This window comes from Providencia sp. PROV200 (genome assembly GCF_049901995.1).
GTDB classification, from domain to species: Bacteria; Pseudomonadota; Gammaproteobacteria; order Enterobacterales; family Enterobacteriaceae; genus Providencia; species Providencia rettgeri_E.
The window spans coordinates 2,306,570-2,318,766 of record NZ_CP096307.1 but is presented as its reverse complement, the minus strand read 5'-3'; the positions used below and the strand labels follow the sequence as shown (position 1 = coordinate 2,318,766).

Below are 12,197 nucleotides of genomic sequence, written 5' to 3'. Positions count from 1 at the left end.
ACAGCTGCCAAAATAGCGGTTATAAAATTTCACTCACTTGCTCAGGTGGACGCCCTAAACGCGCTTTATCCCCATTCACAACGATAGGTCGTTCAATCAATTTAGGGTTCTCATGCATCGCTTTGATGAGTTGTGCTTGAGTTAAAGAGTCATCGGCTAATTTTAATTCTTTATATAACTCGTCTTTGGTACGCATTAATTGACGTGCATCTTTGAACCCTAACATTTCAAGCAGTTTTTTGATTTCAGCCACGCTTGGAGGCGTATTTAAATACTCGATCACGGTTGGCGTAATGCCTTTATCTGTTAAAAGCGCTAACGTTTCTCGGCTTTTAGAGCAACGTGGGTTGTGATAAATCTTAATTGAATCCGTCATTATTTAATTCCTTACGGTTTTGCATTTTGATCGCGTAATTGTAGTTTTCGAAGTGCATCAATGCGAGCGTCATAACGCTGTTGCTCGTAACTGCCTAAACGGCTTTGGCGGCTCGCATCACTGAGATAATTAATCGCAATGTCGTAATTACCTCGTAATGCCATCCCTTCTGCGTAAGCAGCAAGTTCTTCAGTACGTTTACCTTGTTTTGCGGATGCCTCTGCCAGTAAATCCCAACCAATTGGGTCATCAGGGTAATCAAATGTGTATTTATTCAGTAAAGTTGTCGCTTCTTTATACTGATGATTGTTAATTAGCGCATTAGCTAGGTTGACCATAAATACGGTGTTTTTTGGTGCTTTTTTCAATGCATTTTGTAAGCGGGATACCGCTCTAGCAACTTGATGCTGTTCAATATCGACATCTGTCATACTGTCGATAAACCAAGGGTTATCGGGTTGTTTCGCTAATAGCTCTGTCAGGATTTTACCTGCTTCTGCGTATTTTTTGTCTTGGGAAAGGAGTAAAGCTTTCCCATATTGAGCCGCAATTTGTTCTTGTGCAGAACCTTTCCCGTAATTTTCAATGATTTGGTCTAAAGCATGTTTTTGCTCGGTGCTATACATGGCCAAAATACGGACTCTGGCTAACATAAAATCCAGTGATGAAGGCACACTCACTTTAGGGTATTGGTTCGAGCGGTTTCTGGCATCCGCTAAACGGCTATCCGGTAAGGGGTGCGTTAGCAGGATTTCAGGGGGCTTAGACATATAGCGGGTTTGGTCTGACATGGTTTGCATAAAATCAGCCATGGCGTGTGGGTCAAAGCCAGAGCGTCGTAATGTTTGCAAGCCAATACGGTCAGCTTCTTGCTCATTGGCTTGGGTAAAGCTTATCATGCCTTGCTGCACCCCAGCCATCGTGCTGGTTAATGCTGCAAAACCAGCTTGAGGGTTTGCCATGACTAACAGTAAAGAACCAATAGTCCCAGCAATCGCGAGAGGCGTGGTGCTCTTTTGGTCTTCCATCATTCGCGCAAGGTGCCTTTGTGTAACGTGAGATATTTCGTGCGCCATGACGGAGGCTAGCTGACTTTCATTTTGGCTGTACCGGAACAATGCGGAGTGCAGCACGACATTTCCCCCAAAATAGGCGTATGCGTTAATATTGGGGTTGTTAACTAAGTAGAACTTAAACGGTGTTTTAACTGAGTCGGCATTTTTCACTAACCGCATGCCAAGTTTGTTAACATATTGGGTTAACAGCGGGTCATAAATAAGAGGGGTGCTGGCACGTATTTGGCGTGTGATAGCATCTCCCATAATAATTTCTTGGTTGATACTAAGAGTGCCTCCCGCCGTCGTTCCTATATCGGGTAAGGTATCTTCAATTGCACTATAAGCAGGTAAAACTGCACCGTTCATTAGCGCAGCGATCATGAAAGCCAATAATGGACATTTTAAATTTTTCTTCATGAAACGTGAGTATCCCATACAACATTTTAATTTAGGGTAAGTACCGACTTTATTTCGGGTGTACTTTAAGTAAGGCACTTAAAAATGCGAAAAGTTTAAAACACATGATAGCAAAAGCTATCGTAAAATCTGTTCTTCGGTATAATTTTCGTTACTTTAGGAACTGTCCTTTGTGTTATTCCCCAGGAGCAATAAATGCTGGAATTGTTTTTACAGTGGTATCGTCGGCGTTTTGCGGACCCACAAGCCATAGCCCTCTTTACATTACTCGTATCGGGGTTTGTGATCATCTTCTTTTTCAGCAGTATACTGGCGCCATTGCTGGCGGCAATTGCTTTAGCTTATTTGCTTGAATGGCCAACAAACTTATTACAGCGCATAGGGCTATCCCGCTCAGTTTCTGTCGGTATCATTTTGACCTTGTTTGCAGGAATAAGTGCCATGGTTATTTTAATTATTGCGCCGACAGCATGGCAGCAAGGAATTAATTTGATGGCCGATCTACCAAATATGGTTAACAGGTTCAATGAATTTGCACAGAAACTTCCAGAACAATACCCTGCATTAGTGGATGTTGGCATCATCGATATGATGGCCGATAACCTCCGTAGCCGTATGTCAGGTATTGCAGATTCAGTGGTGAAAGCGTCAGTGGCTTCGTTAATTGGTATTTTTACTTTAGCCGTTTACTTAGTTCTCGTGCCATTGATGACATTCTTCCTTTTAAAAGATAAAGAACGTATTAGCAAAAGTTTTCTTAAATTGTTACCCAAAAACCGTTTGTTAGTAGGAAAAGTTTGGGTTGAAATGAATGAACAAATCACCAACTACTTACGAGGAAAAGTTACAGAAATGGTGATTGTTGGGGTGGCGACCTATTTATGTTTAGCTTATTTTGACTTGCGTTATTCCGTATTGTTATCGGTTCTAGTCGGCGTAGCGGTATTAATCCCTTATATTGGTGCGGTAGCGGCTACGATCCCTGTGGTGATTGTTGCACTCTTTCAGTTTGGTGTTGGCAGCGAATTTTGGTACTTAATGTTGGCATATTTAGTGATCCAAGGTTTGGATAGCAACGTTGTTGTGCCTTTATTGTTTTCTGAAGCGGTGAATTTACATCCACTTGTGATTATTTTATCGGTTGTGATCTTTGGTGGGTTATGGGGCTTTTGGGGGGTATTTTTTGCAATACCATTAGCAACGCTGATTAAAGCGGTTATCCATGTATGGCCGGAAGAAACAACAGAATCAACCAAATAGGTTAGGAATAGTGCTGTATGGGGGCATACAGCACTATGCCGTGATGATTAAGCGTGTGTATTAATGTAATCAAGCACGATTTCGTGGTGGTTACTGGTTTTAAAATTGTCAAAGACGTGTTCTATTTTCCCAGTAGGGTCAACGAGGAAGCTAATACGATGAATTCCATCATAGGTTTTCCCCATGAATTGTTTTTCACCCCAAACTCCAAATTGCTCACATACTTGGTGGTCTTCATCTGATAATAAAGTGAAGTTCAACATCTCTTTTTCAGCGAAACGAGACAGTTTTTCTGGCTTGTCTGTGCTAATACCTAATACTTCGACACCTTTCGCTTTAAGTGTATCCATTTCATCACGTAGACCACACGCTTGAACAGTACAGCCAGGTGTCATCGCTTTAGGATAAAAGTAAACTAATACGCGTTGACCCTGATAATCAGAAAGATTGATGAGCTCACCATCTTGGTCAGGAAGGCTAAATTGAGGCGCCTTATCACCGGCTTTCAATGGGTTCATTACATATATCTCCGTTAACTTTGCATATTGGGGTTGTTAACAATACTTATGTTGCCTTTGGCATTTAGCATTGTACACAGTTGTTGAAATTTATTTTTTATGATTATGCCATTATCGTCCAACGGATCGTGTGCAGTAATCTGAATTTCCAGTTGAGCGGGCATATCATTATTGGCTGGTTGTGTTTTAGAAACAAGCTCCGCGATATTACATTGAGAGGTTGTGAATAAATTTGTGAATTGCTCGACAATACGGGGTGCATCGTCAACAACAATATTCACTGTTACGGTTGATGGATAATAGGTTGTTTGGACACTCTGGGTTCTTTTCATTACGATGAGCAAGTCAAGCTCAGCACCTTTAGGTGGCAATGTCGCCTCTAAAAGGGTGATTGCATTCCAGCTGCCTGATAACATCATAATAAAGGTGAATTCCTTGCCAAACATCGCTAAGCGACTATCTTCAATATTACAGTCACACTCGCTGACGAGGCGTGTAATGGTATTCACAATGCCCGGACGATCTGTTCCCAGCGCAGTAATGACAAGAAATTGCTGTTCAGTCTTAGGCAAAGTCTATTCCTTAGTATTTTAATTATGTTAGTTAAATATTTGATTAGAATATAGCTATATAATTCGAGCACTAAAAACTGGCTAACTATAAAGGTAAGGAAACCATAAAAAAGGCAATCTGCCAAGAGGGGAAATAGACTCTTGCGAGAAATGTCAGTGAATTATTACTTCTATTTAAGTTAATGTCTTTGGCATTAACAAAATTCATTAAATTCTTGCTATTGAGTGGTTTTCTTCTTTGAAATGAAAAAGTAACATGGGGGTTCAATTATTGAGGGGTATCGCTATGGCTAATGGAAACGCAAATTATAAAGATTTTTTAACAGGAAGCATTGTTGCAGTCATTACACCAATGGATTCGGCAGGGCGTTTAGATAAAGCCAGTCTAAAAAAATTGGTGGATTACCATGTTGAAAGCGGAACAACGGCTATTGTTTCTGTTGGTACAACTGGCGAGTCAGCAACCTTAACACATAAAGAACATGTCGATGTCGTGAAAGCGACGCTCGAATTAGCGGATGGCCGTATTCCTATTATTGCAGGAGCGGGCGCAAACGCAACAGCAGAAGCTATTTCTCTAACAAATGATTTTGAAAACAGTGGCGTAGTTGCTTGCCTGACAGTAACACCTTATTATAATAGACCTTCTCAGGAAGGGTTATATCAGCACTTTAAAGCAATATCAGAAAACACCAGCTTGCCACAAATTCTTTATAATGTACCATCACGGACGGGCTGTGATATGTTGCCAGAAACCGTGGGGCGTTTAGCAAAACTGGCGAATATTGTTGCAATTAAAGAGGCAACAGGGAACTTAGCTAGGGTTCATCAAATCAAAGAACTGGTTGATGATGATTTTGTACTGCTAACAGGTGATGACGCAACAGCACTTGATTTCATGCAACTAGGTGGTAAAGGCGTTATTTCGGTCACATCCAACGTTGCTGCAGCGCAGATGGTAAAAATGTGTGACTTAGCGCTTGCAGGCAAATATACTGAGGCGCGTGAATTAAATAAAAAACTGATGGGGCTTCATCTTCAGTTATTTGTTGAACCAAATCCAATTCCAGCGAAGTGGGGCTGTCATCGCTTAGGTCTGATTTCAGATGGTACATTACGGTTGCCAATGACACCGTTAACCACCTCAGGCCAGCAAAAAGTTGAGGAAGCTTTGAGACTCGCTGGGTTACTGTAAAATTTAGGGAATTTTAATGGCAACATTATTGCAAAAATCGAAGGTTATGAAGGTTGCTGGCCTGTCACTTGTCGTGTTACTGGCAGCCTGCTCCAGCGATCAGCGCTATAAACGTCAGGTCAGTGGTGATGAGGAATATCTCAATGCTGCGCCATTGAAAGTGTTGAATGTGCCACAAGGGCTGACATTACCAGAACAAAATGGTGAGTATGACATCCCTAAAGCCACATCAACAGGGGCAATAGGAAAAGCGTTAGATATTCGTCCACCAGTACTGACAATTTCGCAATTAGCGGGCTCACGTACAGAGGATAGCGCGGAAGCAAGTCGTTTGTTGCTAGAAAATACACCTGAAAATAGTGCACTTTGGTCACAAGTTACGATGATCTTAGAGCAAAGAGGGATCCCAGTTTCATCTAAAGACGATGGTTCTCGCTCAATTGAAACCGATTGGGTTAAATGGGATCGTGCAGATGAAAACGTTCCAATTGAAAGCCGCCATAAAGTCACGGTACAACCCGAAAACGGTATGATGGCATTGACGGTAACAAGCTTAGGTTTACGTCAAGGCGGAGAGACAATTACCGATGTTGTCGAAACTCAACGATATAACAAACTGTTATTGAATGAATTAACCGATAACTTATATACATTACGTGATACTTCAAACAAAGGTAGCATTCAAAACGCGTATGGCATTATAGATGTTCAAACGGGTAGTGATGATACTGGCTTACCTTTAATTGTCGTTCGTGCACCATTTGACGCAGTATGGGAGCGTTTACCTCACACCTTAGAAAGTGTTGGTATGAAAGTGGGTGATCGTACACGTTCAAGTGGTTCTGTAATGGTGACTTACAAAGGTTTAAGCAGCTCAGAATGGCAGGCCTTGGGCATTGATGACCCAACTGTGCCAGAAGCAGACTATAAAGTGCAGGTCGGTGATTTAAATAACCGTAGCACACTGCAATTTATCACCACTAAAGGTGTGCCTTTAACACAGAAACAAAATGATGAAATGGTTGCAGCGCTGAAAGCAGCATTTAGTAAAGCACCCGCTAAAAAGTCATAATTCAACATTTTGAGATTGTTAATTAAACCGTAGCTTAAATACAAGCTGCGGTTTTTTTATTTAAATTGGATGGGGTTGTATTAGGGTAAAGATATTAAGTTTCATACGCATAGGCTGGTGGTTATCAGCTCTGTATTTTGTTTATTTCATGCTACTCGTAATCTATATACGTAGTTAGTTATTAAATAGCATTTCATCAATTTGAATTTTCCTTCTCTGGTAGGCTAATTTTATTTTTCATATTTCCACCTAAAACAAATGGACAAAAAATCAGTGTTTATGGTTAAGTAATCGTTTGCGTCTGCTCGGGAATTTTATTATCATGATTAGCAGTGAATTATAAAATATTGAATATCAGCGAGTTAGCGTTTCGCATGGTGATTTTCAGTAACTGACTGAAACAGAGCAGAAAATTAACAATGAATAGGCCATTTAGCTGGTTTTTGTTCTTCTGTTACTTATCTGAATCTGCTGTGCAGGTTGATTTTGTTTAGTTTAATCACATCTCTGGAGTGTGTAAGATGCAAAAGAAAGCTGAGTTGTATCGTGGTAAGGCAAAAACAGTCTATACCACAGAGGATCCTGATCTACTGGTTCTGGAGTTCCGTAATGATACATCAGCACTCGATGGTGAACGTATCGAGCAGTTTGACCGTAAAGGTATGGTAAATAACAAATTTAATCATTTCATTATGAGTAAATTAGAAGCCGCCGGTATTCCAACGCAAATGGAAGCATTGTTGTCTGACACAGAAGCTCTGGTGAAAAAGTTAGATATGGTGCCGGTTGAGTGTGTGATCCGTAACCGTGCAGCAGGTTCACTGGTAAAACGCTTAGGTGTTGAAGAGGGCATGGAATTAAATCCGCCACTATTCGACTTATTTTTAAAGGACGATGCCAAACATGACCCGATGGTGAATGAATCGTACTGTGAGACATTTGGCTGGGTGAGTAAAGAAAACTTGGCAAAAATGCGTGAGCTAAGCTACAAAGCCAATGAAGTGCTCAGTAAAATTTTTGCTGATGCAGGGTTAATCTTAGTCGATTTTAAACTGGAGTTTGGCTTGTATAAAGGCCAAGTGGTATTAGGCGATGAATTTTCCCCAGACGGTAGCCGTTTATGGGACAAAGAAACGCTAAATAAAATGGATAAAGACCGTTTTCGTCAGAGCCTTGGCGGCTTAATTGAGGCTTACGAAGAAGTCGCTCGTCGTATTGGCGTACAGTTAGATTAATCGATTTCCTATAATTTGAATGAAATTTTAGCCTGCATTGCAGGCTATTTTTTAGTTATAAACTCAAGGCGGCTATTGGCGGATCAAATGAGTGATCCATGAAGCGAGAGCGGTATCCGTGGCACTTATTTGTAGTTGCTGACTAAGTGACATCAATGTCGGTGCAGGAAGTGGGCTTTCAACTTGTAACTCAGGATGACCTAATACTTCCCGTGGTTGACCATCAGCAATTAGATTACCCTTTGATAGATGCAATACACGCTGAAAATGGCGGGCAACAAAATCAAGGTCGTGGCTGATGGAAACGACAGTTACCCCTTTTTTTCTTTGTAATGTCAGCCAATCTTCAAACTTTCGCATCCAAAAGGCATCAAAGTCACGGCTTGGTTCATCAAGCAGCAATAGCTTAGGGGAAACAGCCTCTAAACAGGCAACAGCAACCATCCTTCGCTGGCCTGCATGCAAATCTAAAGGGTGTTTATCCGCTACGTCGGATAGATGACAAATTTCAAGTGCCTGATGTACTCGGTCTTGAATATCACGTTTATGATATTTCTGGCGTTTTAAGCCAAACGCAATTTCATCACGCACACGACTATGAAAAATTTGTTTCTCAGCTTCTTGGAATAAAATGCCGATATGGTTGGCTCTTTGTGGTGAAGAGAGAAGGTTAAGCGGCTGGCTATCAAGCCGAATGTCGCCTTGTGTGGGGTGTAATAACCCCGCTAAAAGGCGCAACAATGTTGATTTTCCTGCACCATTATCCCCAACCAATGCAACCCATTCACCAGGGTGAATAGACAGAGATAAAGATTGTATATTATCAATAGTTGAATTTGGCCAACGATAACTCAGATTGTTAAGCAGTAACATATTGCTCCTTAAACATCTGTAGCAATTGCGCTTCATCGTGGGGAATATTTCCTTGCCAATGCCCAAATTTGACCAGCTCACCTACCACCCGCCATGCATCTGGCATATTGATTGTTTCAATAGCATCAAGAAAAATATCATTTAAACTGCCTGTTGCGACCATTTTCCCAGCTTCTTGAAAGGCTTGGCCTGTACTTAGCAAAAGGAATGAGCCACAGAAACGGATGGCCGGTAGTAAGTTACGTTCAAAAAAAATAATGCTGCAGCCCGTTTGTTCTGTATAGCATTGTAATTGGGCTAAAATGCGTTGTGTTGCACTTGGGGTTAGCCGACTAAACGCTTCATCGAGTAAAAGGAGTTTAGGCTGCATCGCTAATGCACTGGCTAACACAACGCGCTGTGCTTCACCGCCGGATAAGGTGGCAGGATGACGCGTTCGCAGTGCCTCACAAAATGTGAGTTCAATGGCTAGTTCAACTCGCTCACTAATTTCTTCGGGTGTTAAACCGAGGTTCTCGGGGCCGAATGCAATTTCCTGTTCAACGGTAAACGCGCAGCCTGAGAGTTGTAATTGGGGGGATTGCTGAACAAGTTGGCGTGAAATAGACACCTGAACCACCACGTTATCAGCTAAAGGTGCTTGCAATACCTCTGCGGTTCCTTCAATTTTTCCCTGGATGAGCTCATTGTGCCAACCGGCAAGTATTTGTGCTAACGTGCTTTTTCCACTGCCGTTACCACCTAATACACATAGCCATTGGCCTGCTTTAAGCGGAAGGTCAATCGGCCCTAATAAGGATTGCTCCGCACCTTGCGGAATGAAGCGCATTTGTTGTAAATTCACCACCACAGAGAGAGACCACCTTCAATAATAATTAACAAAACTAACCCATACCTAAGCAAGGCTTGGTGGGGGCTATCCACCGGTGGGTTCAATGTCGTGCGTTTAGTGCAATAGCGAAAGCCACGCATATCTAATGCAGCGCCACGAATACTCAGTTCACTCAAGGTATTACTGGCAAGTGGAAACAATAGGGCTGGTAACGATGTAATACGCTGCCAAAAGCGACCATCAAGAGGAACGCCTCTGGCTATTTGTGCTTCACGGATGGTGCTCAATTGTTGACGAAGTTGTTCGGCAAGTAATAATGGGCCAGCGAGTAGATAAGCGAAGCTCGCAGGTAAACGGCTAGCAAACAAAGCACGAATAAAGCGCTCAGTCGGTACATATTGCAGCCAAAGTTGAGAAGCACTAATAATTATCAATAACTTAAACCATAGCGCCAGCGCAAACTCAGGGCGGCTATTTTTTAAAGTGTCCCCGGTTAAGAGCTGAGCTAGCCAGCCTCCATGAATTAACCAAAGCCCTGCCGCCATGGGAAGCATAATCCACGCAACTATTTTCCAACGGTAGCGCGCAGGCCGCCAAAACAATAAAGCAGTGAAAGTGCTGCAACCTAGTACAATTAATGGCCAGCTCAGCGGTAAGAAAAGCGAACTTGCACTGAGCCAAAACCAAATTGTCAGCGAGGTGAAGGGGTGCATTTAACGGACCTTCGCCATATTTGGATAATTACGTTGAACACGTTCGGGTAATTGTCGAACCAGTAACCAAGCAATAATGGCAGAGGCTACTTTATCCGCAATATTGGCGCCTAATACCGTAATGGCCACAGATTCTAATAAGTTATCGCCAACTGCATGGAAATATGCGACAAAAAAATCAGCGCCGCTACCGGTTGTCCCCGCAAATAAGTAAGTGCGAATAGGAACGGCAACGATCATTAACGCAAAAGTAATCACAACACCGGATAAGATCACTCTTGGTAAGGTACGAAAACCGCCTGCACGAGCTAATAAGCCAGCACTCAGGCCAATCATCATCGCAACAGGCGCGAATGCAGCTGCAATTGGACCACTGAGTAAGCCCCATAATAAATTCGTGAGTAAGCCACTTAATAACGCAACCCAAGGGCCAGCCAATAATGCACAAATTAATGTTCCGAGCGAATCTAAAAATATTGGCAGTTTTAGCATCGAACTTAATTGGCCAATGACCATATTAATGGCAATAGAAAACACAATTAAAGTCAAAGTGCGACTAGATATAATCGACGTTTTACCCATGACAAAGTCATTCCTTACAGTAATAAAATAATAAAATTAACGAGAGGTGATAATAAGCTCTTCATAACCAGACAACGGGCAAGGCTCTCGAGTGAAATTAACTTTCTCAAGTTCCCCAATAACCAGCTCTAATGTGGTTCTAACCGTACAACCCGGCATCATATGGCCACCGAGGACTTTTCCTTGTTCATCGGAGACAGACAAATGCAGGTGTTCACCTTGGGCATCTAACGTGCCAATGAATGAAACAATTTCAAATTTACCAGTTATTTGAAAGGTATTCTCTTGGCCTGCAAAACGCAGAGCAACGTCAGTTAAGCTGCCGACACTACTGACAATAAATGCAGCTTGTAGGCCATACTGCTCAATTTTTTGTCTTAATGTTAAGATCACATCTTCGCCAGGGACTAAGCGGATGGCAATAAAACGAGCGTTTGAATAGGGTGATAAAAGTTGATTCATATTATTAATCCTAATAATTGTGCTTGCGCTAAGCGTCCCACAACCATTGAAATCACTAAAATTATAAATAATGCGAAGTTATGATTTTTCAGTATTAATTGTTCGTAATTATTATACGCAATTGAGATGGATTGTCTGGCGGTAAAGGTATTTCGGCCTATCTTCAGCAAAAGGCACCATAAGTTGGTTTTTATAATGATAAATATAAAAAAAAGGGAGAAGTAAAAAAATAAACAGTGATGAATATTCCGAATATTTAGCTTAAGTTTTGTCGATGGTCAGGATTATCCGTATTACCATGTTAATTTTTATTCAATTAAGGGTGTCACCGTCAGATATTCTGAGAGACTATTTTTCTAGAAGCATTAAATAGCGAATAAAAAATAGCTCAAATGTCACATTTTGGTTAATTAACTGTGCAGAGATAGTGGCTTATTATTAATTAAAAATATCGTTATAAAAATAAAAAGAGTTGGCGTTAATATTTGCTTCTTTGATAATGAGCCAATAACATGTTTTTAAGTCAGTCGATTGACTGCAAATAAATTATAATTGTGCGTTTTACAGGGACAAATCTATGAGTCATGTTGATCCAACACTAATCATTCTCTTGGTATTAGCTGGGTTAGGTATTATCAGTCATAATATGACAGTCACCCTTGCGATGCTATTTTTATTGGTAGTCAGAATAACACCATTGAATAATTATTTTCCATGGATTGAAAAATATGGTTTAACCATTGGCATACTTATCTTAACTATCGGCGTTATGACACCAATTGCGAGCGGCAAAATAACCGCTGGTGAGGTATTGAGCTCATTTTTGAATTGGAAATCGATTTTGGCAATTGTTATTGGCATCGCGGTTTCCTGGTTGGGTAGCCGAGGCGTCACATTAATGACCCATCAACCGTCTACCGTTGCAGGCTTACTTGTTGGAACCGTGATTGGCGTTGCCTTATTCCGTGGTGTGCCTGTAGGGCCTTTAATCGCAGCGGGGATATTGTCATTATTAATTGGTAAATCATAGCG

Annotated in this window: 13 protein-coding genes and 1 pseudogene; 5 read left to right on the top strand and 9 right to left on the bottom strand. The window is 41.4% G+C overall.

Annotated features, from left to right (window positions below; genetic code table 11):
- Window positions 1-19 precede the first annotated feature (19 nt).
- On the bottom strand, window positions 20-376 hold the full coding sequence (gene arsC, locus M1E86_RS10655; RefSeq protein ID WP_125891137.1) for an arsenate reductase (glutaredoxin): 357 nt from the start codon (window positions 374-376) through the stop codon (window positions 20-22).
- 11 nt (window positions 377-387) lie between these two features.
- On the bottom strand, window positions 388-1,851 hold the full coding sequence (locus M1E86_RS10650) for a beta-barrel assembly-enhancing protease (protein ID WP_213912620.1): 1,464 nt from the start codon (window positions 1,849-1,851) through the stop codon (window positions 388-390).
- Window positions 1,852-2,046: 195 nt separating this feature from the next.
- Here M1E86_RS10650 and M1E86_RS10645 point away from each other — a divergent pair, with 195 nt between their 5' ends.
- Window positions 2,047-3,111: an AI-2E family transporter gene (locus M1E86_RS10645; RefSeq protein WP_426099083.1), complete on the top strand. Its 1,065-nt coding sequence runs from the start codon at window positions 2,047-2,049 to the stop codon at window positions 3,109-3,111.
- A gap of 47 nt (window positions 3,112-3,158) precedes the next feature.
- Here the strand turns inward: M1E86_RS10645 and bcp are convergent, their stop codons facing one another.
- Both bcp and M1E86_RS10635 read right to left on the bottom strand, forming a co-directional pair.
- Window positions 3,159-3,629 carry a thioredoxin-dependent thiol peroxidase gene (gene bcp / locus M1E86_RS10640; RefSeq protein WP_004253548.1) on the bottom strand — a complete coding sequence of 157 codons (471 nt, stop codon included), beginning with the start codon at window positions 3,627-3,629 and terminating at the stop codon, window positions 3,159-3,161.
- 14 nt (window positions 3,630-3,643) lie between these two features.
- Window positions 3,644-4,201 (bottom strand): glycine cleavage system transcriptional repressor, encoded by a 558-nt coding sequence (locus M1E86_RS10635; protein WP_102139830.1) that lies wholly within the window; start codon window positions 4,199-4,201, stop codon window positions 3,644-3,646.
- Between the two features lie 286 nt (window positions 4,202-4,487).
- Between M1E86_RS10635 and dapA the strand changes: the two genes are divergently transcribed.
- The 3 genes from dapA to purC all read left to right on the top strand — a co-directional run bounded on the left by dapA (window position 4,488) and on the right by purC (window position 7,703).
- Window positions 4,488-5,396: a 4-hydroxy-tetrahydrodipicolinate synthase gene (dapA, locus tag M1E86_RS10630; protein WP_125891134.1), complete on the top strand. Its 909-nt coding sequence runs from the start codon at window positions 4,488-4,490 to the stop codon at window positions 5,394-5,396.
- A 16-nt stretch (window positions 5,397-5,412) separates the two neighbouring features.
- On the top strand, window positions 5,413-6,468 hold the full coding sequence (gene bamC / locus M1E86_RS10625; RefSeq protein WP_125891133.1) for an outer membrane protein assembly factor BamC: 1,056 nt from the start codon (window positions 5,413-5,415) through the stop codon (window positions 6,466-6,468).
- 521 nt (window positions 6,469-6,989) lie between these two features.
- Window positions 6,990-7,703, top strand: coding sequence for a phosphoribosylaminoimidazolesuccinocarboxamide synthase (gene purC / locus M1E86_RS10620; RefSeq protein ID WP_102139833.1), 714 nt, complete (start codon window positions 6,990-6,992; stop codon window positions 7,701-7,703).
- A gap of 192 nt (window positions 7,704-7,895) precedes the next feature.
- Here purC and M1E86_RS10615 read toward each other — a convergent pair.
- The 5 genes and pseudogenes from M1E86_RS10615 to M1E86_RS10595 all read right to left on the bottom strand — a co-directional run.
- A pseudogene (locus M1E86_RS10615) lies at window positions 7,896-8,576 on the bottom strand (energy-coupling factor ABC transporter ATP-binding protein); the annotation flags it as partial.
- Window positions 8,563-9,426: an ATP-binding cassette domain-containing protein gene (locus M1E86_RS10610; protein ID WP_213912623.1), complete on the bottom strand. Its 864-nt coding sequence runs from the start codon at window positions 9,424-9,426 to the stop codon at window positions 8,563-8,565. The gene M1E86_RS10610 and the pseudogene M1E86_RS10615, both read right to left, overlap by 14 nt.
- Window positions 9,417-10,121, bottom strand: coding sequence for an energy-coupling factor transporter transmembrane component T (locus M1E86_RS10605; protein WP_213912624.1), 705 nt, complete (start codon window positions 10,119-10,121; stop codon window positions 9,417-9,419). The genes M1E86_RS10610 and M1E86_RS10605 overlap by 10 nt, the downstream gene beginning before the upstream one ends.
- Window positions 10,122-10,703, bottom strand: a complete 582-nt coding sequence (locus M1E86_RS10600; RefSeq protein ID WP_213912625.1) for an ECF transporter S component — start codon at window positions 10,701-10,703, stop codon at window positions 10,122-10,124.
- A gap of 36 nt (window positions 10,704-10,739) precedes the next feature.
- Complete coding sequence (locus tag M1E86_RS10595) at window positions 10,740-11,165, bottom strand: PPC domain-containing DNA-binding protein (RefSeq protein WP_213912626.1); 426 nt, start codon at window positions 11,163-11,165, stop codon at window positions 10,740-10,742.
- A 577-nt stretch (window positions 11,166-11,742) separates the two neighbouring features.
- Between M1E86_RS10595 and M1E86_RS10590 the strand changes: the two genes are divergently transcribed.
- Entirely contained in the window at window positions 11,743-12,195 is a 453-nt protein-coding gene (locus M1E86_RS10590) for a DUF441 domain-containing protein (protein ID WP_125891128.1), read from the top strand.
- The last annotated feature ends 2 nt before the right edge of the window (window positions 12,196-12,197 follow it).

What these genes read in the sequence shown, in the direction of transcription:
- M1E86_RS10605 (WP_213912624.1), bottom strand. Translation starts at nt 10,121, where the DNA reads ATGCACCCCTTCACCTCGCTGACAATTTGGTTTTGGCTCAGTGCAAGT.
- purC (WP_102139833.1), top strand. Translation starts at nt 6,990, where the DNA reads ATGCAAAAGAAAGCTGAGTTGTATCGTGGTAAGGCAAAAACAGTCTAT.
- dapA (WP_125891134.1), top strand. Translation starts at nt 4,488, where the DNA reads ATGGCTAATGGAAACGCAAATTATAAAGATTTTTTAACAGGAAGCATT.
- bamC (WP_125891133.1), top strand. Translation starts at nt 5,413, where the DNA reads ATGGCAACATTATTGCAAAAATCGAAGGTTATGAAGGTTGCTGGCCTG.
- M1E86_RS10590 (WP_125891128.1), top strand. Translation starts at nt 11,743, where the DNA reads ATGAGTCATGTTGATCCAACACTAATCATTCTCTTGGTATTAGCTGGG.
- arsC (WP_125891137.1), bottom strand. Translation starts at nt 376, where the DNA reads ATGACGGATTCAATTAAGATTTATCACAACCCACGTTGCTCTAAAAGC.
- M1E86_RS10595 (WP_213912626.1), bottom strand. Translation starts at nt 11,165, where the DNA reads ATGAATCAACTTTTATCACCCTATTCAAACGCTCGTTTTATTGCCATC.
- M1E86_RS10650 (WP_213912620.1), bottom strand. Translation starts at nt 1,851, where the DNA reads ATGAAGAAAAATTTAAAATGTCCATTATTGGCTTTCATGATCGCTGCG.
- bcp (WP_004253548.1), bottom strand. Translation starts at nt 3,629, where the DNA reads ATGAACCCATTGAAAGCCGGTGATAAGGCGCCTCAATTTAGCCTTCCT.
- M1E86_RS10645 (WP_426099083.1), top strand. Translation starts at nt 2,047, where the DNA reads ATGCTGGAATTGTTTTTACAGTGGTATCGTCGGCGTTTTGCGGACCCA.
- M1E86_RS10600 (WP_213912625.1), bottom strand. Translation starts at nt 10,703, where the DNA reads ATGGGTAAAACGTCGATTATATCTAGTCGCACTTTGACTTTAATTGTG.